This window comes from Sphingomonas olei (genome assembly GCF_045369765.1).
Lineage (GTDB): Bacteria > Pseudomonadota > Alphaproteobacteria > Sphingomonadales > Sphingomonadaceae > Sphingomonas > Sphingomonas panaciterrae.
The window spans coordinates 217931-237475 of sequence record NZ_JBIQEU010000004.1 but is presented as its reverse complement, the minus strand read 5'-3'; the positions used below and the strand labels follow the sequence as shown (position 1 = coordinate 237475).

21 protein-coding genes are annotated in these 19545 nt (G+C 68.4%); 6 read left to right on the top strand and 15 right to left on the bottom strand.

Annotated features, from left to right (window positions below):
* Positions 1 to 4 precede the first annotated feature (4 nt).
* The 5 genes from leuB to ACH0BU_RS07435 form a co-directional block, all read right to left on the bottom strand.
* Positions 5 to 1045 (bottom strand): 3-isopropylmalate dehydrogenase, encoded by a 1041-nt coding sequence (leuB, locus tag ACH0BU_RS07455; protein ID WP_296221369.1) that lies wholly within the window; start codon positions 1043 to 1045, stop codon positions 5 to 7.
* 60 nt (positions 1046 to 1105) lie between these two features.
* Positions 1106 to 1837, bottom strand: a complete 732-nt coding sequence (gene recO, locus ACH0BU_RS07450; RefSeq protein ID WP_125945238.1) for a DNA repair protein RecO — start codon at positions 1835 to 1837, stop codon at positions 1106 to 1108.
* An 82-nt stretch (positions 1838 to 1919) separates the two neighbouring features.
* Complete coding sequence (locus ACH0BU_RS07445; RefSeq protein WP_052742474.1) at positions 1920 to 2405, bottom strand: DUF192 domain-containing protein; 486 nt, start codon at positions 2403 to 2405, stop codon at positions 1920 to 1922.
* Positions 2406 to 2407: 2 nt separating this feature from the next.
* Positions 2408 to 2968: a cold-shock protein gene (locus ACH0BU_RS07440; RefSeq protein WP_046408335.1), complete on the bottom strand. Its 561-nt coding sequence runs from the start codon at positions 2966 to 2968 to the stop codon at positions 2408 to 2410.
* Positions 2969 to 3043: 75 nt separating this feature from the next.
* On the bottom strand, positions 3044 to 3565 hold the full coding sequence (locus tag ACH0BU_RS07435; RefSeq protein WP_296221373.1) for a regulatory protein RecX: 522 nt from the start codon (positions 3563 to 3565) through the stop codon (positions 3044 to 3046).
* 127 nt (positions 3566 to 3692) lie between these two features.
* Between ACH0BU_RS07435 and ACH0BU_RS07430 the strand changes: the two genes are divergently transcribed.
* Positions 3693 to 5426: a fatty acyl-AMP ligase gene (locus ACH0BU_RS07430; RefSeq protein WP_125945237.1), complete on the top strand. Its 1734-nt coding sequence runs from the start codon at positions 3693 to 3695 to the stop codon at positions 5424 to 5426.
* Positions 5427 to 5933: 507 nt separating this feature from the next.
* Here ACH0BU_RS07430 and acs read toward each other — a convergent pair.
* The 7 genes from acs to ACH0BU_RS07395 all read right to left on the bottom strand — a co-directional run bounded on the left by acs (position 5934) and on the right by ACH0BU_RS07395 (position 11821).
* On the bottom strand, positions 5934 to 7871 hold the full coding sequence (acs, locus tag ACH0BU_RS07425; RefSeq protein ID WP_500263889.1) for an acetate--CoA ligase: 1938 nt from the start codon (positions 7869 to 7871) through the stop codon (positions 5934 to 5936).
* Positions 7872 to 7982: 111 nt separating this feature from the next.
* Positions 7983 to 8600 (bottom strand): MarC family protein, encoded by a 618-nt coding sequence (locus tag ACH0BU_RS07420; RefSeq protein WP_296222825.1) that lies wholly within the window; start codon positions 8598 to 8600, stop codon positions 7983 to 7985.
* Positions 8601 to 8666: 66 nt separating this feature from the next.
* The gene (gene folD / locus ACH0BU_RS07415) at positions 8667 to 9536 is read right to left on the bottom strand and encodes a bifunctional methylenetetrahydrofolate dehydrogenase/methenyltetrahydrofolate cyclohydrolase FolD (RefSeq protein WP_296222824.1); all 870 of its coding nucleotides are present in this window, start codon (positions 9534 to 9536) and stop codon (positions 8667 to 8669) included.
* On the bottom strand, positions 9533 to 9763 hold the full coding sequence (locus tag ACH0BU_RS07410) for a DUF167 domain-containing protein (RefSeq protein ID WP_231621879.1): 231 nt from the start codon (positions 9761 to 9763) through the stop codon (positions 9533 to 9535). The genes folD and ACH0BU_RS07410 overlap by 4 nt, the downstream gene beginning before the upstream one ends.
* A 68-nt stretch (positions 9764 to 9831) precedes the next feature.
* On the bottom strand, positions 9832 to 10131 hold the full coding sequence (locus tag ACH0BU_RS07405; protein WP_314472320.1) for a YggT family protein: 300 nt from the start codon (positions 10129 to 10131) through the stop codon (positions 9832 to 9834).
* A 67-nt stretch (positions 10132 to 10198) separates the two neighbouring features.
* On the bottom strand, positions 10199 to 11101 hold the full coding sequence (argB, locus tag ACH0BU_RS07400; RefSeq protein ID WP_046408451.1) for an acetylglutamate kinase: 903 nt from the start codon (positions 11099 to 11101) through the stop codon (positions 10199 to 10201).
* A gap of 75 nt (positions 11102 to 11176) precedes the next feature.
* Complete coding sequence (locus ACH0BU_RS07395; protein WP_314472315.1) at positions 11177 to 11821, bottom strand: queuosine precursor transporter; 645 nt, start codon at positions 11819 to 11821, stop codon at positions 11177 to 11179.
* Positions 11822 to 11985: 164 nt separating this feature from the next.
* Between ACH0BU_RS07395 and ACH0BU_RS07390 the strand changes: the two genes are divergently transcribed.
* The gene (locus tag ACH0BU_RS07390; RefSeq protein ID WP_046408452.1) at positions 11986 to 13320 is read left to right on the top strand and encodes a NupC/NupG family nucleoside CNT transporter; all 1335 of its coding nucleotides are present in this window, start codon (positions 11986 to 11988) and stop codon (positions 13318 to 13320) included.
* Positions 13321 to 13360: 40 nt separating this feature from the next.
* On the opposite strand, the gene ACH0BU_RS07385 is transcribed toward ACH0BU_RS07390, so the two are convergent.
* On the bottom strand, positions 13361 to 14212 hold the full coding sequence (locus tag ACH0BU_RS07385; RefSeq protein ID WP_296221573.1) for a LysR family transcriptional regulator: 852 nt from the start codon (positions 14210 to 14212) through the stop codon (positions 13361 to 13363).
* 135 nt (positions 14213 to 14347) lie between these two features.
* Here ACH0BU_RS07385 and ACH0BU_RS07380 point away from each other — a divergent pair, with 135 nt between their 5' ends.
* Complete coding sequence (locus ACH0BU_RS07380; RefSeq protein ID WP_296221571.1) at positions 14348 to 14791, top strand: putative quinol monooxygenase; 444 nt, start codon at positions 14348 to 14350, stop codon at positions 14789 to 14791.
* 61 nt (positions 14792 to 14852) lie between these two features.
* Positions 14853 to 15188 (top strand): TfoX/Sxy family protein, encoded by a 336-nt coding sequence (locus ACH0BU_RS07375; protein WP_145120482.1) that lies wholly within the window; start codon positions 14853 to 14855, stop codon positions 15186 to 15188.
* Between the two features lie 137 nt (positions 15189 to 15325).
* On the opposite strand, the gene ACH0BU_RS07370 is transcribed toward ACH0BU_RS07375, so the two are convergent.
* On the bottom strand, positions 15326 to 16108 hold the full coding sequence (locus tag ACH0BU_RS07370; RefSeq protein WP_296221568.1) for an SDR family oxidoreductase: 783 nt from the start codon (positions 16106 to 16108) through the stop codon (positions 15326 to 15328).
* Positions 16109 to 16161: 53 nt separating this feature from the next.
* Between ACH0BU_RS07370 and ACH0BU_RS07365 the strand changes: the two genes are divergently transcribed.
* Positions 16162 to 16947, top strand: coding sequence for an ATP-binding cassette domain-containing protein (locus ACH0BU_RS07365; RefSeq protein ID WP_500263888.1), 786 nt, complete (start codon positions 16162 to 16164; stop codon positions 16945 to 16947).
* On the top strand, positions 16944 to 18476 hold the full coding sequence (locus ACH0BU_RS07360) for an ABC transporter permease/substrate-binding protein (RefSeq protein WP_500263887.1): 1533 nt from the start codon (positions 16944 to 16946) through the stop codon (positions 18474 to 18476). Before ACH0BU_RS07365 ends, ACH0BU_RS07360 begins: the two co-directional genes overlap by 4 nt.
* Here the strand turns inward: ACH0BU_RS07360 and ACH0BU_RS07355 are convergent.
* Positions 18473 to 19474 (bottom strand): NAD(P)H-quinone oxidoreductase, encoded by a 1002-nt coding sequence (locus ACH0BU_RS07355; protein WP_296221562.1) that lies wholly within the window; start codon positions 19472 to 19474, stop codon positions 18473 to 18475. The two genes, ACH0BU_RS07360 and ACH0BU_RS07355, sit on opposite strands and share 4 nt — an antisense overlap.
* Positions 19475 to 19545: the final 71 nt, after the last annotated feature.

Genomic DNA, 19545 nt, shown 5'->3' with positions numbered 1-19545 from the left:
CCGGTTACAACGCCCCCAGCACCGCGTCGCCCATCTCCCGGGTGGAACAGGTGCCGCCAAGGTCCGCCGTGCGATGCGTCACCAGCGCGCGCGCCACCGCCGCCTCGACCCGGTCGGCCGCGTCCGGCAGCTCCAGCGAATGGCGCAGCATCATCGCGGCGGACAGGATCGTCGCGCACGGATTGGCCTTGCCCTGCCCGGCGATGTCGGGCGCCGACCCGTGGATCGGCTCGTACAGCCCCTTGCCCGTGTCATCGAGCGAGGCGGACGGCAGCAGCCCGATCGATCCGACGCACATCGATGCCTGGTCGGACAATATGTCGCCGAAGAGGTTGCCGGTCACGATGACGTCGAACTGCCCCGGATCGCGCACCAGCTGCATCGCGGCATTGTCGACATACATGTGGGTCAGCGTGACGTCGGCATATTCCCGCGCCACCTCCGTCACCACGTCGCGCCACAATTGCGACGTTTCCAGCACATTGGCCTTGTCGACCGAGCACAGCCGCCCGCCGCGCCGGCGTGCCGCCTCGAACCCCGCCACCGCGATCCGCGCCACTTCGCCCTCGTCATAGCTCATCAGGTCATAGCCCTGACGCAGCCCCTCGGCCGTGGTGCGCATCCCCTTCTCGCCGAAATAGACGTCGCCGTTCAGCTCGCGCACGATCAGCAGGTCAATGGTGCGCGCGACCTCGGGCCGCAGCGCGGAGGCATCCTCCAGGCCCGGGAACAGCTTTGCCGGCCGCAGGTTGGCGAACAGCGACAATTCCTTGCGCAATCCCAGGATCGCCTGTTCCGGGCGCAGCCCCCGCTCCAGCGCGTCGCAGGAAGGGTCGCCGACCGACCCGAACAGGATCGCGTCCGCGCGATGCGCCAGCTCCAGCGTCTCGGGTGGCAGCGGCTCGCCCGTCGCATGATAGGCCGCGCCGCCCACCAGCGCGCTTTCAAACGCGAGCGGCAGGTCCAGCGCCTCCAGCACCCGGCGCGCCTCCGCCGTCACTTCGGGTCCGATGCCGTCACCCGGCAGGATTGCGATCAGGGCCATGCGTGCCTCCAGGCGAAACGGGAATGCGAACGGTACCGTTCCTTGCCGCCCGGCAGGGTCTCACGCAACCGCTCTGTGCAGCCGGTCGATCAGCCGCTCGCGCGCCGCCAACGTTTCCGCCTGCCGGTCAAGCAGGATGCTGCGCGCCAGGAACCGCCCGGTGATCGCCAGCCCGGCAAAGATGTCGGGCCACTCCGCCGCGCCCCCTGCCGCCAGGAACGCGGGCAGGGGCAGCAACCGGTCCTCATATCCCGCCGCCGCCGCACGGCTCACCGCGCCGCCAGACCGCGGGCTGACATAGCCGATATCCGCCTGCGCCCCCGTCGCCACGCAGCGCCCCAGATCAAGGCCAAAGCCAAGCTCTGACAGCAGCAGCAGCTCGTACCGCGCCAGCGGCGCCGCCCAGCCGCGTGCCGCCGGCGCCGCATCGATCGCGTCGAGCACCCCCGACAGCGCCTGGTACAGCCGGGGATAGGGATGCGCCTCGGGCAGCGCGGCGGCGGTCAGCGCGGTCAGCCATTCCAGCGCGGCCGCCGGCAGCGGCTCGCTATGCAGCGGCGCCCGGCTGCGCACCAGTTCGGCGGTCAGCGCCGGCAACTGGCTGTCGGTCCGCGCCCGCCATTCGCCGATAATGATGTTGGCCGGCTGCAATACGGGGCGCAGCGCGCGCGACCGGCCGCCGCGGACATAGCCGGCCTGCACGCCATCATCCCCGGTCAGCGCACGGACGACGGCGCCATGCTCGCCATGCGCCCGGCTCGACAGGATGATGGCGGTCGCGGTCAGGCGCATGGGGCGAGAGATAGGCGCTCACCCATCATCGCGCCATGCTGGCCGCTATTCGCCGCGCCGCCTCCGTCGCGGCGCCCGGCCGTCACTTGTTCCAAGAAACCTTGTCGCCTTCCGCAATGCCCAGTTCGGCCGATCGGCCGCCGTTCAGTTCCAGCACCGCGCTCACCGGCTCGCCAGACGGCACCTGCGCCTCGGAGAAGGGCACGGTATTCTCCGCGATGCGCGCGATCGTCCCGTCCGGCCGGATGAAGATGATGTCGAGCGGCGATGGCGTGTTCTTCATCCAGAAGCTCGCCTCGCGCGGGCCGCCGCCGTCCGGCGGATAGGGCGCGAACAGCATGCCGCCATCCTTGGGAATATCGGTACGGTACATCAGTCCGCGCTGCTGCTTCTCGGGCGTGTCCGCCACTTCAACCCGGAACACGTGCCGCCCGTTCGCGCTCGCGATCGTCACCTCGGTCAGCGGCGCTTTCGCGCGCTCGTCGCTGGCCGTCGCGGCGGCGTCACGGCCGGTACACGCCGCAGCGCCCAGCAGGAACGCCAGCGAGGCCATCGCCAACAGCTTCATCGTCAATTCTCCCGTGTCACGCTCACGGCCATCGGCCCCTTGCGCCCGTCCACGATGCGGGCGCGCAGCCTCTGGTCGGGCAACACTTCACTGATGTCGCCGCGGCGCAATGTTTCCATATGGACGAAGATATCGCCCGGCACGTCGTCGCGCACCAGGAAACCATATCCCTTCAGCCGATTGAACCATTTCACCGCCACCGGCTCCCAGTCGCCCGCCTCGTCGACCAGGGTGGCGGGATCGATGCGGCTGGTCGGGCGCGGTGTGGGCTCGATCGCGGTGGTCGTGTCAATCGACAGGATCTCGCGCGCCTGAAACCCCCGCTCGCGCCGCACCACCATCGCGTCGATCCGCGTCCCTTCGGGCAGGCTGCGGCGGCCAAGTGGCTGCAAAACCGAAAAGTGGATCAGCACATCGCCAAAGGACGCATCGTCCGGCACCAGAAAGCCAAAGCCGCGCGTCACGTCGAACCACTTCAACGCGCCGGCCACACGTACGCCATCTTCCTCGCCAGCACTGGCGGCGTCGGGGCCTTGTCTGGCCTCGGACGGTTCGCTTTGCATTGTTCTTTCCCCTGGGCGGGACGCTAGCATGGTTGTGGCGGCGCACAATATCTTCCTGCGAAAACAAGGCGTGCGTCACGCTTCCGGTATGTCGCCCGGCGCGGCCGCGACGATCTGCCGCGCCAGGGTGAAGGAATGGCCCGCGCGCAGCATCGCCGCCATGTGCCGCTGGCGACCGCGCTCGTCCGCCGGCGCGCTCGCAAACGGCCCGATCCGCCGCCGTCGGGCAAAGGCCAGCGCGCTTTCCAGCGCCTGCTCGTCGCTCTGCTCCACCAGCTCGGCAATATCCTCGCCCGCGATTCGCGCCGCCTTCAGCGCCTGGCCCACGCGCCCGGCGCCATAGCCGCGCCGCGCCAGCGATCGCGCCCGCGCCTCGGCAAAGGCGCGGTCATCGATATAGCCGAGCTCGGCCATCCGGTCGGCGATCGCGGCCGGATCCGCCGCGGCGGGGCCGTCCCAGCCCCGCTCGCGCACCTTGCGGGCCAGATATTCGGCCAATTTGCCCCTGGTCGTCGCGAACCGCGCCACGTAACGCAGCGCCAGATCCTCCAGCGCACGGCGGTCGAGCGGGGGCGGCGTACGGCGGCTATTCGTCATGCGCCTTTATGTTGCCACACTGCCATCGGAATTTGAACGTGGCGAACCGTCAGTTGGCCGGCCTCCGGAAAAAGCCGGTGTGCAGGTCCGAAACAGGCACACTAACGAGATTTTGAGCAAACCGACCATGACGAGCGCGACCCTGATCCCCACCCCGAGCAGCGACGCACGACCGCGCCGCTTCGCCGATTTCGACACGCTCGGCGAAGCGCTGGATTATGCCGCTGAGGGCGATCGCGGGCTGAACTTCCACGATGCGCGCGGCACGCTGGTGCGCCCCTACCCCTTCCGCGAGCTGCGCGACGACGCGAAGCAGGCCGCCTATCGCCTGATCGCCGCGGGCATCACGCCGGGCGATCGCGTCGCGCTGGTTGCGGAAACCAGCGCCGAATTCGCCGCCTTGTTCTTCGGCACCGTCTATGCCGGCGCCTGGCCGGTGCCGCTGCCGCTGCCGACCTCGTTCGGCGGCAAGGATTCCTACATCGATCAGCTGCGCGTCCAGCTCACGAGCTGCGATCCCGTCATGCTGATCTATCCGCCCGAGCTGTCGGAAATGGCCGGCGCGGCGGCGGCAGCCGTCGGCACGCAGGGCCTCGACTGGGCCGATCTTCTCGCTCGCCCCGCCGATGCCATCGATCTGCCGCCGGCGTCGGGCAGCGACATCGCCTATCTGCAATATTCCAGCGGCTCGACGCGCTTCCCCCACGGTGTCGCGATCACGCACCATGCGCTGCTCAACAATCTCGCCGCGCACGCGCACGGCATGCAGCTGATCGAAAGCGACCGCTGCATCTCCTGGCTCCCCTGGTACCATGACATGGGCCTCGTCGGCTGCTTCCTGTCGCCGATCGCCAACCAGGTGTCGGTCGATTACCTCAAGACCGAGGATTTCGCCCGCCGCCCGCTCGCCTGGCTCGATCTCATCACCCGCAACCCGGGCACCTCGATCAGCTATTCGCCGACCTTCGGCTACGACATCTGCGCGCGCCGCATGTCGAGCCAGACCAAGGCCGCCGACCGCTTCGATCTGTCGCGCTGGCGCCTCGCCGGCAATGGCGCGGACATGATCCGGCCCGACGTCATGCAGGGCTTCGTCGATGCCTTCGCCGATGCCGGCTTCCAGGCCAGCGCCTTCCTTCCCTCCTACGGCCTTGCCGAGGCGACGCTGGCGGTCTCCATCATGCCGCCGGGCGAGGGGATCCGCGTCGAGCTGGTGGAGGAAACGCAGCTCTCCGGCGTCCCCGCCGGCCAGGATCGCCCGCAACGCTATCGCGCGATCGTGAATTGCGGAAAGCCGGTGCGCGACATGCTGGTGGAGATCCGCGAGGAGGACGGCACCGTCCTTCCCGAGCGCGCGATCGGGAAGGTGTGGTGCAGCGGCCCGTCGCTGATGGTCGGCTATTTCCGCGATGATCCCGCGACCGCCGCCTGTATGGCCGACGGCTGGCTCGACACCGGCGACATGGGCTACATGTCGGATGGCTACATCTACATCGTCGGCCGCGCCAAGGACATGATCATCGTCAACGGCCGCAATCACTGGCCGCAGGACATCGAATGGGCGGTGGAGCAGCTCCCCGGCTTCAAGCAGGGCGACATCGCCGCTTTCGCGATCACGACGCCGGGCGGTGAGGAGACCCCCGCCGTCCTCGTTCAGTGCCGCACCTCCGACGTGGAGGAGCGCAGCCGCCTGCGCGACGAGATCCGCGATCGCGTCCGCGCCGTCACCGGCATGAATTGCGTGATCGAACTCGTGCCGCCGCGCACGTTGCCGCGCACCAGCTCGGGCAAGCTCAGCCGCGCCAAGGCGCGCAACCTCTATCTGTCGGGTGAGATCAAGCCTTACGCGGTCGCCGCTTGAGGCGCAGCGGCCCGGCGCCTGCAGCCCGATCAGGGCGCCGGCACCGGGCACGCCGATGGATCAGGCGATATGCAGGTCCAGCTCGCGCCGATGCGCGCGCGCCTTTGCGGTCAGCACGATATGCCCGCGCTTCTCCTGCACCCAGCCCTGCCGGGTCAGCGCGTTCAATGTCATCGGACAATCACCGCGCGAAATCATGAGATTCGATCCCGCGGCTCGCGCGGAGCCCAGGATACGTTCGAGCAACTCAGCGGTCAGCCAAGCGCCATCATCTTGCTGTCCCAAAGCGACCCCCCAAGGGTTTACGGCAGCCCTCGTTATTGTGGCTAAAAGACAACGATCCCTTAACAAAATCAACCGATTCGCAGGTGCTGGACGCTCCGATTCGACGAATCATCGGTGAGTTGCACGACTGCTGCGACGGCGCGGGAAACGCTCCCCAATCGCCGCCTGTTTGCCGCTCCGGGACACCCGCCGGCCCGGCCGAAAACCGGCCCCGCGTCGCCCTCATCGCTGCCGGTTCGCCACCAGGTCGTCGACCACCGCGGGGTCGGCCAGCGTCGACGTGTCGCCCAGGCTGTCGACCTCGCCCTCCGCGATCTTGCGCAGGATGCGCCGCATGATCTTGCCGCTGCGCGTCTTGGGCAGGCCGGGGGCGAACTGGATCGCGTCGGGCGTCGCGATCGGCCCGATCTCCTTGCGCACCCATGCACGCAGCGTGGCGGTCAGATCCTCGGACGGCTCCTCGCCCGAATTCAGCGTGACATAAGCGTAGATGCCCTGCCCCTTCACGTCGTGCGGCATCCCGACCACAGCCGCCTCGGCGACCTTGGGATGAAGCACCAGCGCGCTTTCCACCTCTGCCGTCCCCATGCGGTGGCCGGAGACGTTGAGCACGTCGTCGACCCGCCCGGTGATCCAATAATAGCCATGCTCGTCGCGGCGGCAGCCGTCGCCCGTGAAATATTTGCCGCGGTAGGTCGTGAAATAGGTCTGGAAGAACCGCTCATGGTCCCCCCAGACGGTGCGCATCTGCCCCGGCCAGCTCGCGGTGATGCACAGGTTGCCGCTCACCGCACCGTCCAGCACCGCGCCGCTTTCGTCGACCAGCTGCGGATGGACGCCCGGCAGGGGTTTGGTCGCCGATCCCGGCTTCAGGTCGGTCGCGCCCGGCAGCGGTGCGATCAGCGCGCCGCCCGTCTCGGTCTGCCACCAGGTATCGACGATCGGTGAGCGCCCCTCACCCACCACCTGATGGTACCAGCGCCATGCCTCCGGATTGATCGGCTCGCCCACCGTGCCCAGCAGCCTCAGGCTCGCGCGGCTGGTCGCCTTCACCGGCGCGTCGCCCTCCTTCATCAGCGATCGCAGCGCGGTCGGCGCGGTGAACACCGTGTGCACCTGGTGGCGGTCGACCACCTGCCAGATGCGGCTCGCATCGGGCCAGTTGGGCAGCCCCTCGTACATCAGCGTCGTCGCGCCATTCGCCAGCGGGCCATAGACGACATAGGTATGCCCGGTGACCCAGCCGATGTCGGCCGCGCACCAGAAGACATTCTCGGGCCGATGGTCGAACACCAGGTCATGGGTGTAGCTCGCCCACAGCAGATAGCCGCCCGTGGTGTGCAGCACCCCCTTGGGCTTCCCCGTCGAACCGGAGGTATAGAGGATGAACAGCGGGTCCTCCGCGTTCATCGCCTCGGGCGCGCATTCGCTCGACACCTCGGCCGCCGCCTCATGATACCAGATGTCGCGGTCGTGCATCGGCACGTCGTCGCCGGTCACCTTGATGACGATCACGCGCTCCAGGCTCGGCGCGCGCGCAGCCGCCGCGTCCACATTGGCCTTCAGCGCGATGCGCTTGCCGCCACGCCGCCCGGCATCGGCGGTGATGACCAGCTTTGAATCGCAATCCTGGATGCGCCCGGCGAGCGCGTCGGGGGAAAAGCCGCCGAACACCACCGAATGGATCGCCCCGATCCGCGCGCAGGCGAGCAAGGCAAAGGCCGCCTCCGGGATCATCGGCAGGTACACGGTCACCCGGTCGCCCTTGCGCACCCCTTGCGCCTTCAGGACATTGGCGAACCGCCCGACCTCTTCGTGCACCTGGCGATAGGTGAAGCGGCGCGGCTCCTCCTCCGGCACGTCCGGCTCCCAGATGATCGCGACCTGATCGGCGCGCTCGGGCAAATGCCTGTCGATGCAATTCACGGAGACGTTGAGCACGCCGTCCTTGAACCATTCGATGTGGAAATCATCCTCGTCGAACGACCAGTCACCCGCCACCGTCGGCGCCTTGATCCAGTCCAGCCGCTTCGCCTGCTCCAGCCAGTAAGCGTCGGGATCGGCGGCCGCGGCGGCATACATCGCCTCATAGCCGGCACGATCCACTTTCGCATTGGCCGCCCAGTGTTCCGGAACGGCGTACAGCTGCGGCTCGACCATGCATCATCTCCTTTTTTGAGCCTGATGGCCGCTGAAGGTGATGATTGGCAACCGTCTTGGTAAACCCCGCGGCGGCGCGATTGCCGGGCGCGCGGCGACCGGGGTGCCGGGTCAGCCCAGCTGCGCCTGCACCCCGTCGATCACGAACTGCACCGCCAGCGCGGCCAGCAGCACGCCCAGAAGGCGCGTGATAACCGCCTCCATCTTGTGCCCCATCAGCCGCATCAGCGGCCCGGCGGCGATCAGCGCGGCCAGCGTGAGCAGCAGCACCGATCCCAGCGCCGCGAACACGACCAGCGACTGGTTCAGGCCGTTGCTGCCGCTCATCAGCAGCATGACGCTGGCGATCGATCCGGGTCCCGCGATCATCGGCATCGCCATGGGGAAGATCGACACATCCTCCACCTCTTGCGCCGCGACGGCGGCGGCACGATCCTCGCGGCGCTGGGTGCGCTTCTCGAACACCATTTCCAGCGCGATCAGGAACAGCATGATGCCGCCGGCGATCTGGAACGAGGCCAGCTCGATCCCCAGCCCCTTCAGCAATTCCTCGCCGAACAGCGCAAAGACGAGGAGGATGATCGTCGCCACGCCGACGGCGCGCATCGCCATCGACCGGCGCTGCACCGCCGAGGCGTCGCCGGTCAGCCCGGCATAGATCGGCGCGCAGCCCGGCGGATCGATGATCACGAAAAACGTGATGAAGGAGGAGATGAACAGCTCAACCATGATGATGCCCCCCCAGGCAGATCCTCCAGGCGTCTAGTGATGCATGCCGCCGCACGGCCGCCGGCATCAGATTGGCTTAGCCAGCGTGATTCCCTCGCGCCGCGCCGCGGATACCAGCGTATTGCGCAGCAGCACCGCGATCGTCATCGGGCCGACGCCGCCCGGCACCGGCGTCATCGCGCCTGCCACTTCGGCGCAGGCCGGGTCGATATCGCCGACCAGCCCCTCGTCGGTGCGGTTGATGCCGACATCGATCAGCGTCGCGCCCGGCTTGATCCAGTCGGGCTTCACCATCTTGGCACGGCCGACCGCCGCGACGACGATGTCGGCGCGCTTCACCACCGCCGGCAGGTCGCGGGTGCGCGAATGGGCGACCGTCACGGTGCAGCTGTCGCCGATCAGCAATTGCGCCATCGGCTTGCCGACGATGTTGGACCGGCCGATCACCACCGCGTCCTTGCCGCTCAAATCCCCCAGCACATCGCGCAGCAGCAACAGGCAGCCATAAGGCGTGCAGGGCACGAATCCCGGCAGGCCGGTCGCCAGCCGCCCGGCGTTCACCGGGTGAAAACCGTCGACGTCCTTGTCGGGATCAATGCGCGTGATGATCGCGCTTTCATCGAGATGCCCCGGCAGCGGCAGCTGCACGAGGATGCCGTCCACCGCCGGATTGGCGTTCAGCTGGTCGACCAGCCGCTCCAGCATGTCCTGCTTCGTATCGGCCGGCAGGCGATGCTCGATGCTCTCCATCCCCGCCGCGACCGTGGCCTTGCCCTTGGACCGGACATAAACCGCCGACGCCGGATCCTCGCCGACCAGCACCACGGCCAGCCCCGGCTTGCGCCCGGCTTCGCGGGCGACCTGAGCCACGCCTTCTGCCACCTGCGCGCGCACATCCGCCGCGAAGGCCTTTCCGTCGATGATCCGTGCCGTCATGGTTGAGCGCCATAGAGGCTCGCCGCGCGCCGCGCCAGCATGTCGCTGTCGCCGCTGAGCAAAAGCCGCTTGATCCGCGCGGTCTCGCCGGCGACCAGCCGAACGGCGCTGCGCGGCACCCCGAATGTCTTGGCGACCAGCGCGATCACCGCTTCATTGGCCGCACCGTCGACCGGCGGCGCGCAGACCCGCGCCGCCAGATGTTCATCGGTTCCCGCTGCCAGCACCTCCTTCGAGGCGCGCGGCGTTACCCTGACCGCGATCGCCAGCCCTTCGGGAACCGGGCGCCAGGCGCTCAGACGCCGCCCATCACCACGCTGGCGGCGACGTTGTTCAGGATGATCGTCAGGATGGCGATCCCGATCAGCACCACGGCCGGCGCGAAATCGATCCCGCCGGTCTGCGGCAGGATGCGGCGAATGGGGCGGTACATTGGCTCGGTCAGCTTATCGAGGCCCATGTAGAGCGAACGGACGAAGTTCGACTGCATATTGACGACGTTGAACGTCACCAGCAGCGACAGGACGAACTGGATGATGATGACCCACCACACCACGTTCAGCAGCACCTGCAGGATCTGGACGAGGGTTAGCATCAGCAAGGGCGGTCTCCGTTCGGGTGTGTCATTACGATAGCACAGTTGGGCATCGCGCCAGTCGCGATCAAGCCCGGCGGATCAATGTACCCGCACCGCGCCGCGTGAAGATTTCCAGCAGCATACCGTGGGGCACCCGCCCGTCCAGAACGACCGCCGCGTCGACGCCGGACTGGACCGCCGCCACGCACGTCTCCAGCTTGGGGATCATGCCGCCCGAGATCGTGCCGTCGGCGCGCAGTCCGGCGACGTCGTCGGGCGTCAGGTCGGTGACCAGCTGCCCCTGCTTGTCGAGCACGCCCGCGACGTCGGTCAACAGGAAGAACCTCTTGGCCCCCAGCGCCGACGCAATCGCACCCGCCATCGTGTCGGCGTTGATGTTGTACGTGTGGCCGTCGGCACCGATGCCGATCGGCGCGATAACGGGGATGATCCCGTCGCGGCTCAGCGTGTCGATGATCCGCCGGTCGACCGCCACCGGCTCCCCGACGAAGCCCAGGTCCACCTTGCGCTCGATCCCTTGCAACTGGTCGGGCTCGCTGCGGCCGACCTTCTCGGCCTGCACCAGCCCGGCGTCCTTGCCGGAAATCCCCACCGCACGGCCGCCGGCCGCCGCGATCCAGGACACGATCTGCTTGTTGATCGATCCCGCCAGCACCATTTCGGCGATCTGCGCGGTTTCCTCATCGGTGACGCGCAGCCCGTCGACGAAGCGCGACTCGACGCCCAGCCGCTTCAGCATCGACCCGATCTGCGGCCCGCCGCCGTGCACCACCACCGGGTTGATCCCGACGGCCTTCATCAGCACCACATCCTCGGCGAAATCGCGCTGCGCCTCGGGGTCGCCCATGGCGTGCCCGCCATATTTCACCACGAATGTCGCGCCGGCATAGCGCTGCAGATAGGGGAGCGCCTCCACGAGCGTTTCGGCTTTCGCGAGCAGTTCGGGCGCGGGCGTATGATCGTTCATGGCGGTGCCCTTAATCATATCGCCCTGCGCGCGAAAGTCGGCACTGCCGCTGGCGTCGGCCAGCGGCAGTCGCCTTCAGGCCCGCCGGTCGAGCCGCCGGCCCAGCGCGACGAAGGCGTAGATCAGCGGCGGCACCAGCACGATCGACAGCACCACCTTCGCAATGATCTGCCCCATCATCAGCTCGCCGATCGGGAACACGCCGTAAAAGGCGATGGTGACGAACAACAGGCTGTCCAGCACCTGCGACAGGACGCTCGCGATCGCCGCGCGCAACCACAGGAACCGCCCGCCCTCACGCCCCTTCAGCGCGGCAAAGATGGTGACGTTCAGCGTCTGCGACGTGCCATAGGCGACGATCCCGCCCAGCCAGATGCGCGGCGTGCCCGTCATCATCAGCTCGAACGCGCTCAGTCGCTCCGGCTCCATCGCCGGCGACGCGGGCACCGCCAGCACGACCAGCGTCAGGAACAGCGACACGATCAGCGGGATGAAGCCCAGCTGCACGAGCCGGTTCGCGATCTGCCGCCCATATAGCTCCGCGATCGCGCTCGACGTCACCACCAGCAGGAGGAAGGCGAAGATCCCCGCCTCCACCGCCAGCGGCCCGAGCGCGACCTGCTTGTTGCCCAGCACCCCGGCAATGCAGACCATGCCGCCATAGAAGATGGAGAAGGCAAAGAGCGAGCGCGCGATCGGCGCGGGAGCGCGGGATTCCATCGGCCGCCGGTACATCGTGCAGCGCGCCGGTAAAAGGGCGTTGTTGCAGGAATCCTGTCCTTCCGCGCGGTTGACTGCTTGTCGAACCGCCTGCCTTTTCCCTATGATAGCGCGCGAAAAGTGATCAGGCGGCAAGCTCCGCCCGTAGCGGGGATGAGTTGCAGTTGAGCCGTTTTCTGATCGGTATCGCCGGTATTCTGGTGATCCTTGCGCTGGCCGTGGCCTTGTCGACCGACCGGCGCGCCATCCGTCCCCGCGTCGTGCTCAGCGCCTTTGCGCTTCAGGTCGGCATCGCAGTGATGGTGCTCTACGTCGACTGGGGCAAGCGCGTGCTCGCCACCATGTCGGCGGGCGTCTCGAACCTGCTGGGCTATGCCAAGGCGGGCGTCGACTTCCTGTTCGGCCCGCTCGCCTCGCCTGAGATCGGCGGCAACAGCTTCGCGATCGCCGCGCTGCCGGTGATCATCTTCTTCGCCAGCCTCGTTTCGATCCTTTATTATCTCGGCATCATGCAGTTCGTCGTCCGCTGGCTGGGCGGCGCGCTGGAAAAGGTGATCGGCGTCTCCAAGGTGGAAAGCCTGTGCGCGGCGGCCAACGTCTTCGTCGGCCAGTCCGAATCGCCGCTCGTCATCCGCCCCTACCTCGCCGGCCTCACCCCGCCGCAGCTTTTCACCGTGATGACCAGCGGCATGGCCGGCGTCGCGGGCACGATCCTCGCCGCCTATGCCTCGATGGGCATCCGCATCGACTATCTCCTCGCCGCCAGCTTCATGGCCGCGCCGGCCGGCATCCTGATGGCCAAGATCATCATGCCGGACCGCACCGTGCCGCCGGAGGGCGAACTGCCGCTCGGCGACCTGCCCGACGCTGACCGCGAGATCCAGGTCTCCGAGGCACGGCTCGCCGGCGCCAACATCGCCGCGCTCCCGAACGAGCTCGCGCCCGGCGAACCCATGCCGCAGGCGACGCATGACGAGGAGGCACCCGCCAACATCATCATGGCCGCCGCACAGGGCGCACAGACCGGCGTGCGCCTCGCCGTCGCGGTCGGCGCGATGGTGCTGGCGTTCGTCGCGCTGGTTGCGCTCGCCAACGGCATCCTCGGGGGCATCGGCGGCCTGTTCGGCTATCCCGATCTCAGCTTCCAGCAGATCCTCGGCTATGCCTTTGCGCCGGTGATGTTCCTCATCAACGTGCCATGGGACGAGGCACTGCGCGCGGGCGGCATGTTCGGCCAGAAGATCGTGCTGAACGAGTTCGTCGCGTACATCGACCTCGGCCGCCAGGCCGGTGAGCTGTCCGAGCGCACCGTGGCGATCGTCACCTTTGCCTTGTGCGGCTTCGCCAATTTCTCCTCGATCGCGATCCAGATGGCGGTGACCGGCAACCTCGCGCCCAACCAGCGGCCGATGATCGCCAAGCTCGGCATCCGCGCGCTCCTCGCCGGCAGCCTCGCCAACCTCCTCTCCGCCGCCCTCGCCGGCCTGCTAATCGGCTGATCAACGGCGGGGCCGGCCGCCCCGCCCCCAAGCCCCCCGCTCAGCCGTGCGCCTGGCGCCACAGCCAGTCGCGCAAGAGGCACCCCGCGCGGGTCGACGGCCTAAGCGGCTCCAGCAGGAAGAAACTGCGCGCCGATCGCAGCCGGTGCGTGGCCAATCCCGTCAGCCGGCCATCGTTCAGCAGACCCGATACCAACGGCTCGATCCCGATCGCGACGCCGGCACCGCTGACGGCATGCTCGTACAGCAGCAGCGGATCGATCCCTCGGATGCGCGCCGCCGACCTGTCCAAACCAACGCCGCCGAGCCACTCCTGCCAGAATTCCGGCCGGTGATCCGGCCCCAGCAGCACATGGCGCAGAATATCCGCGGGTTGCCTGATCGCGAACGAATGACCCGCGCTCCACACCGGCAAGAGATGGATCGGCAGCAACGGCGCCATCGCCATCTCGGCGTCGGGCGCGAGGCGGATCGCCAGGTCGTACTCACCCCCGTCGAGCCGCTCGAATGTAATCGAGGTGCGAACATCGACATGGATGTCGGGATTGCGCGCGGTGAAATCGGGCAGGCGCGGCAACAGCCATCGTGTGGCCAGCGACGGGATCGTCGTGACCCGCACGATCGCCGGATCCTGCCGCACCTCGGCGGCGGCGACCTCAAGCCGCTCGAGGATGGCGACCGCATGCACCAGGTAGCGTTCGCCAGCATCCGTCAGCACGACACCGCGGGGAAGACGCTCGAACAGGCGGACGCCCAACGCCTTCTCCAGCGCAGCGAGGCGCCGCGACAGCGCCGGCACCGACATCGCCACTCGGGTACTGGCCGCCGCAAGGCTGCCCAGTCGCGCCGCGGCGACGAACGCCTGAAGGGTGCGGGGCGCAGGCAGGTGCATCGCCGACCAAGGTAGCAGCGGCGCAGCCTTGCAAAAAGTGAAAGGTACCGCGCACCTTCGCAATGGTGGCAGACCCGTTCACCGCATAGCTTCAACGGCGACGGACCCGGTCCGGCCACTGTCGGAAGATCGCGCATGACAAGCCCAACGCCACCCTCAGCCCGCCCGGAGGATCCGGCCACCGTTCCCGGTCCCATTCCCCACCACCATCCCATCGCGGACGCCCCGCATCGCGGCGTCATCCTGACCGGCGAGAACGGCGCGGACGGGCACAAGGCCTTCTACATTCACATCGAGGCAAGGCCCGGCAAGGAAGACGCGGTCGTCGATATGCTCCGCGACATCTACGGCTGCGTCCTCGGCGAACCGGGGACCGACCCGTGGTTCGCGGTGCGCTATTCGCCGCAGGTGTTCGGCATCTTCGAGGCATTCCCCACCATCGCGGCCCGCGACGCGCATGTCGCGGGTGGCGGCGGCGACATCTTCCGCGACAATGCCCGCATGAACGACCTCCTCACCCGCCCGGCGCACGTCTATCGCCTCGACGTGCTCCTCAACAAAAGCACCATTGGCGAGTAGAAGCCCGCTGTCAGCGCCCGCGCCCTGTTCCCCGCGATATGGGTCTGTTACGCTGGCTCCGATGGCCACGCAGCACCGCACGATTGAACATCTGCTCGAACAGGCTGCCGGTGCGGGGACGGTCTCGGCCAGGCCGATGTTCGGCGAATACGGCCTCTACCTCGATGGCAAGATGATCGGCACGGTCTGCGACGATCAGCTCTACCTGAAGCCCACCGCATCCGGTCGCCGCCATGCCGCGCCGGTGTCGGAAGCGCCGCCCTATCCGGGCGCCAAGCCGAACTTGCTGATCGAAGCCGATCGATGGGATGACGCCGAATGGCTCGGCGAATTGCTGCGCCTGACCGCCGCTGAACTGCCAACCCCCAAGCCGCGCAAACCGAAGAGGGCGAGCTGAGCGCCCGCCGCCGAGCTACCGCCGGTTTCGTGCCCCGCTGGTCACCCAGCGGACAGCAGCAAGCGCCAGCACGTATCGCAACGCATCGTCCGCCGGTCTGAACGCACGGCGCCCGCTTGCCGCACCCCGTCAGCCCGTCAAAGCGCCCGCCCGCCCCGCATCCGCTTGCGCAGCGATCCCGGCATCCACCGCGACGCGAACGACAGTCGCCGCGCGGTCTTGCCGACCAGCGTGTGGACGCGCCCGCCATGCACCGCTTCCCACGCGGCCTCGGCGACCGTTTCCACCGGCGTGAACTCCAGCCCCGCCTCGACCACCGTCTCGCGCACGCTGCGGTTCGATCCGCCGACCCCGGCCTGCAGCAGCGGCGTGTCGATGAAGCCCGGCATCAGGCTGCGCACGCGAATGTCGTCCGCCGCCCATTCGCCGTCCAGCGCCTCGGTCAGCCCGCGCACCGCGAACTTGGTCGCCGAATAGACCGCCGCCCCCGGCGTGCCATAGATGCCCGCGGCCGACGCGGTGTTGAGCAGGCACGATCCCGGCGTCGCCGCCAGAAACGGATAGGCCATGCGCGCGCCATACAGCACGCCCTTCAGGTTGACGTCGACCGCCCGATCGATCTCCTCCAGTCCCGCCGCGCCGAACGGCCCGCCCACCGCGACCCCGGCATTGTTGAACAGCACGTCCAGCCGCCCGCCACTCAGCTGCGCGAACTCGGCCAGCACTTCCTCCCAATCCTCTGGCGATCGCACGTCCATGACGTGACAGCTGGTGCTCTCCGCCGGCAGCAGCGCCGCCGTCTCCTTCAGCCCCGCGCTGTCGCGATCGGCCAGCCCGACGCGCCATCCCCGATCGGCGAACAATTGCGCCACCGCCCGGCCGATGCCGGAACCCCCGCCGGTGATCAGGATCGCCTTCATCTCTCACCCCTCATGTTTGACGCCGGTGGCGGCATCCCGCATCCTCCCGGCCGATGTCCCTGGACTTATCCGGCCCGGCGGTGGCTTTCCACCGCATCGCGAAACACTACGCCGGGGGGAGCGCAGCGGTCGACGAGGTGACGCTCACCATCGCCGGCGGCAGCTTCGTCGCACTGGTCGGCAGCTCGGGATCGGGCAAATCGACCTTGCTGAAGATGATCAACCGGCTGGTTGAGCCGACCGCCGGCCATGTCACGCTGGGCGACCATGATGTCCGCGATCAGGCCTCGCACCGCCTGCGCCGCGCGATCGGCTATGTGTTCCAGAACGTCGGCCTCTTCCCGCACCTAACCGTGGCGGAGAATATCGCCCTGCCGCTGCGCATCGCCGGCCAGGGTGCGGCGCGCGAGCAGCGCGAGGCGCGCGTGGGCGAGATGCTCGACCTCGTCGATCTGCCGAGCGCGCTCGGCAGCCGGCTGCCCGACGCGCTCTCCGGCGGGCAGCGCCAGCGCGTCGGCGTCGCCCGCGCGCTCGTCACCGGGCCGCAGCTGCTGCTGCTCGACGAACCGTTCGGCGCGCTCGATCCGATCACCCGCAGCGCGCTGGGCGACGCGGTGCAGGCGCTGCACCGCCGGCTCGGCCTCACCACCATCATGGTCACGCATGACATGGCGGAGGCGCTGCTCCTCGCCGATCGAGTCCTGGTGATGGATCACGGCCGGATCATCGCCGACGAAACACCCGCCGCGCTTCTCGCCGGCGGCGGCGGTGAACAGGCGCAGGCGCTGGTCGCCGTCCCCCGCGATCAGGCGCTTCGCCTCGCGGGCCTCGCGCGATGAGCGACGCCTGGGCGCGCGTCCCCGATCTCGCCGCGCAGCACTTCCTGCTCGCGATGACGGCGCTCGCCGCCGGCATCCTCATCGCGGTGCCGCTCGGCTTCTGGTCCGCGCGCCGGCCCACTGCGGCGCGGATCGCGCTGGGTGCCGCCAGCCTCGTCCAGACGATCCCCAGCCTCGCGCTGCTCGCGCTTTTCTATCCCATACTCCTGTGGATCGGCGGCCTGCCCGCGCTCGGCTTCCTCCCCTCGGTTCTGGCGCTCACACTCTACGCCATCCTCCCGATCCTGCGGAACGTCGTCACCGGGCTCCAGGGCCTCGACCCGGCAGTGATCGAGGCTGCGGACGGCATCGGCATGACCGGCTGGCAGAAACGCCGGCTGGTGGAGGCACCGCTGGTCCTGCCGATGGTGATGGCGGGGGTGCGTACCGCCGCGGTGTGGACGATCGGCGCGGCGACCCTTTCCACCACGGTCGGTCAGCCGAGCCTCGGCGACCTCATCTTCGCCGGGCTTCAGACGCAATCCTGGCCGCTGGTGCTGGCGGGGTGCATCGCCTCCGCCGCGCTGGCGCTCGCCACCGACGCGCTGCTCGGCCTGTCCGAATGGGGCATCGCGCATCGCCGCCGCTGGCTGGCGGCCCTGTCGCTCGGGCTGATCGTCGCCGCGACTATCGCCGCCGCCGCGCCTTTGTGGCGCAGCGATCAGGATCGGGTGGTCGTCGGCGCGAAGAACTTCTCCGAACAATTCATCCTCGCCCGGCTGATCGGCGATCGGCTGCGCGACGCGGGCTATGCCGTCGACTATCGCGACGGGCTCGGCTCTGCGGTCGCCTTCGGCGCGCTCAAGAGCGGCGCGATCGACGTCTATGTCGATTATGCCGGCACGATCTGGACCGGTGAGATGAAGCGCAGCGACACCCCGTCGCGCGATCAGCAGGTGCGCGCGATCGGCGACTGGGCACGCCGGCAGCATCAGGTGACGTTGCTCGGCCCGCTCGGCTTCGAAAACGCCTATGCCTTTGCGATGAAGCGGGAGGATGCGGCGCGGCGCGGCATCGCCGACCTGAACGATCTGGCGCGCCAGTCGCCCCGGCTACGGCTCGGCGCCGACCTCGAATTCCTCGACCGCGCCGAATGGGCCGCGATCCGCCGCGCCTATCCGATGCGCTTCGCCGCCGCGACGCCCTACAGCCCGACCTTCATGTATCGCGCGCTGGCCAGCGGCCGGGCGGATGTGATCAGCGCCTTTTCCTCCGACGGCCGGATCGCCGCCGACGATCTGGTCGTGCTGCCCGATCCGCGCGGTGCGATTCCGGGCTATGACGCGATTCTGTTGGTCTCACCGCGCCGCGCCGGCGACGCGCGCTTTGCCGATGCGCTGCGCCCGCTGATCGGCGCGATCACCCCGGCGATGATGCGCGCCGCCAATCACCAGGTCGATCGCGACACGGACAAATCGACCCCCGAAATCGCTGCTGGCCGGCTCGCCGCGCAAATCGGCCGATCTTCTCCGAAGGGCGGCCGGGACTAGCCCATCGTCAGGACGATCTTGCCCACATGATCGCCGGCTTCCATCCGGCGATGCGCGTCCGCCGCCTGTTCCAGCGGGAACGCCTTGTCCATCACCGGCTTCAGCCGCCCCGCCTCGACATGCGGCCAGACGTTGCGCGCCAGCTCGTCCGCGACCATCGCCTTGAACGCATTGTCGCGCGCCCGCAGCGTGGATCCGGTCAGCGTCAGCCGCTTCATCATCACCTCGAAAATTGGGATCGTCGCCTTCGCGCCGCCCTGCACCGCGATCGAGACATGCCGCCCGTCCGGCGCCAAGCACTTGAGATTGCGGGCAACATAGTCGCCGCCCACCATGTCGAGCACCGCGGCACAGCCTGCGCCGCCGGTGATCTCCTTCACCCGCTCGACGAAATCCTCGGTCCTGTAATTGATCGCATGATCCGCCCCCAACGCCTTGGCCGCCGCGACCTTCTCGTCCGATCCGGCGGTGACGATGATGGTGATGCCAAAGATGTTGCACAGCGAAATCGCCATCGTCCCGATGCCGCTCGTGCCCCCATGCACCAGCACCGTATCCCCCTCGGAGGCATAGGCCCGCTCGAACAAATTGGTCCACACGGTGAACAGCGTTTCCGGCATCGCCGCCGCTTCTTCCATCGACAGCAGCTCGGGCACCGGCAGGCACTGGCCGGCGGGCGCCGTCACATAATCGGCATAGCCGCCCCCGGCGACCAGCGCGCAGACCGGCTGCCCGACCATCAGCTGGTGAACCCCCTCGCCCAGCGCGACGACCGTGCCCGACACCTCCAGCCCGAAGATGCTGGGTGCGCCCGGCGGCGGCGGATAGGCGCCCTTGCGCTGCATGACGTCGGGGCGGTTCACCCCGGCCGCGGCGACGCGGATCAGCACTTCGCCCGGCTGCACGGCGGGGACCGGACGCTCCACGATCTGCAGCACCTCTGGCCCACCGGGCGCTTCGGGATCGATCGCCCGCATTGTCGCCGGAATGATGTACATTCGCGTCCCCCCTCATTCGGACTATGCGCGCCTTATTGACTTCGCACCCGCAGCGGTCAACGATGGGGGCT

What these genes read in the sequence shown, in the direction of transcription:
- leuB (WP_296221369.1), bottom strand. Translation starts at nt 1,045, where the DNA reads ATGGCCCTGATCGCAATCCTGCCGGGTGACGGCATCGGACCCGAAGTG.
- recO (WP_125945238.1), bottom strand. Translation starts at nt 1,837, where the DNA reads ATGCGCCTGACCGCGACCGCCATCATCCTGTCGAGCCGGGCGCATGGC.
- ACH0BU_RS07445 (WP_052742474.1), bottom strand. Translation starts at nt 2,405, where the DNA reads ATGAAGCTGTTGGCGATGGCCTCGCTGGCGTTCCTGCTGGGCGCTGCG.
- ACH0BU_RS07440 (WP_046408335.1), bottom strand. Translation starts at nt 2,968, where the DNA reads ATGCAAAGCGAACCGTCCGAGGCCAGACAAGGCCCCGACGCCGCCAGT.
- ACH0BU_RS07435 (WP_296221373.1), bottom strand. Translation starts at nt 3,565, where the DNA reads ATGACGAATAGCCGCCGTACGCCGCCCCCGCTCGACCGCCGTGCGCTG.
- ACH0BU_RS07430 (WP_125945237.1), top strand. Translation starts at nt 3,693, where the DNA reads ATGACGAGCGCGACCCTGATCCCCACCCCGAGCAGCGACGCACGACCG.
- acs (WP_500263889.1), bottom strand. Translation starts at nt 7,871, where the DNA reads ATGGTCGAGCCGCAGCTGTACGCCGTTCCGGAACACTGGGCGGCCAAT.
- ACH0BU_RS07420 (WP_296222825.1), bottom strand. Translation starts at nt 8,600, where the DNA reads ATGGTTGAGCTGTTCATCTCCTCCTTCATCACGTTTTTCGTGATCATC.
- folD (WP_296222824.1), bottom strand. Translation starts at nt 9,536, where the DNA reads ATGACGGCACGGATCATCGACGGAAAGGCCTTCGCGGCGGATGTGCGC.
- ACH0BU_RS07405 (WP_314472320.1), bottom strand. Translation starts at nt 10,131, where the DNA reads ATGCTAACCCTCGTCCAGATCCTGCAGGTGCTGCTGAACGTGGTGTGG.
- argB (WP_046408451.1), bottom strand. Translation starts at nt 11,101, where the DNA reads ATGAACGATCATACGCCCGCGCCCGAACTGCTCGCGAAAGCCGAAACG.
- ACH0BU_RS07395 (WP_314472315.1), bottom strand. Translation starts at nt 11,821, where the DNA reads ATGGAATCCCGCGCTCCCGCGCCGATCGCGCGCTCGCTCTTTGCCTTC.
- ACH0BU_RS07385 (WP_296221573.1), bottom strand. Translation starts at nt 14,212, where the DNA reads ATGCACCTGCCTGCGCCCCGCACCCTTCAGGCGTTCGTCGCCGCGGCG.
- ACH0BU_RS07380 (WP_296221571.1), top strand. Translation starts at nt 14,348, where the DNA reads ATGACAAGCCCAACGCCACCCTCAGCCCGCCCGGAGGATCCGGCCACC.
- ACH0BU_RS07375 (WP_145120482.1), top strand. Translation starts at nt 14,853, where the DNA reads ATGGCCACGCAGCACCGCACGATTGAACATCTGCTCGAACAGGCTGCC.
- ACH0BU_RS07370 (WP_296221568.1), bottom strand. Translation starts at nt 16,108, where the DNA reads ATGAAGGCGATCCTGATCACCGGCGGGGGTTCCGGCATCGGCCGGGCG.
- ACH0BU_RS07365 (WP_500263888.1), top strand. Translation starts at nt 16,162, where the DNA reads ATGTCCCTGGACTTATCCGGCCCGGCGGTGGCTTTCCACCGCATCGCG.
- ACH0BU_RS07360 (WP_500263887.1), top strand. Translation starts at nt 16,944, where the DNA reads ATGAGCGACGCCTGGGCGCGCGTCCCCGATCTCGCCGCGCAGCACTTC.
- ACH0BU_RS07355 (WP_296221562.1), bottom strand. Translation starts at nt 19,474, where the DNA reads ATGTACATCATTCCGGCGACAATGCGGGCGATCGATCCCGAAGCGCCC.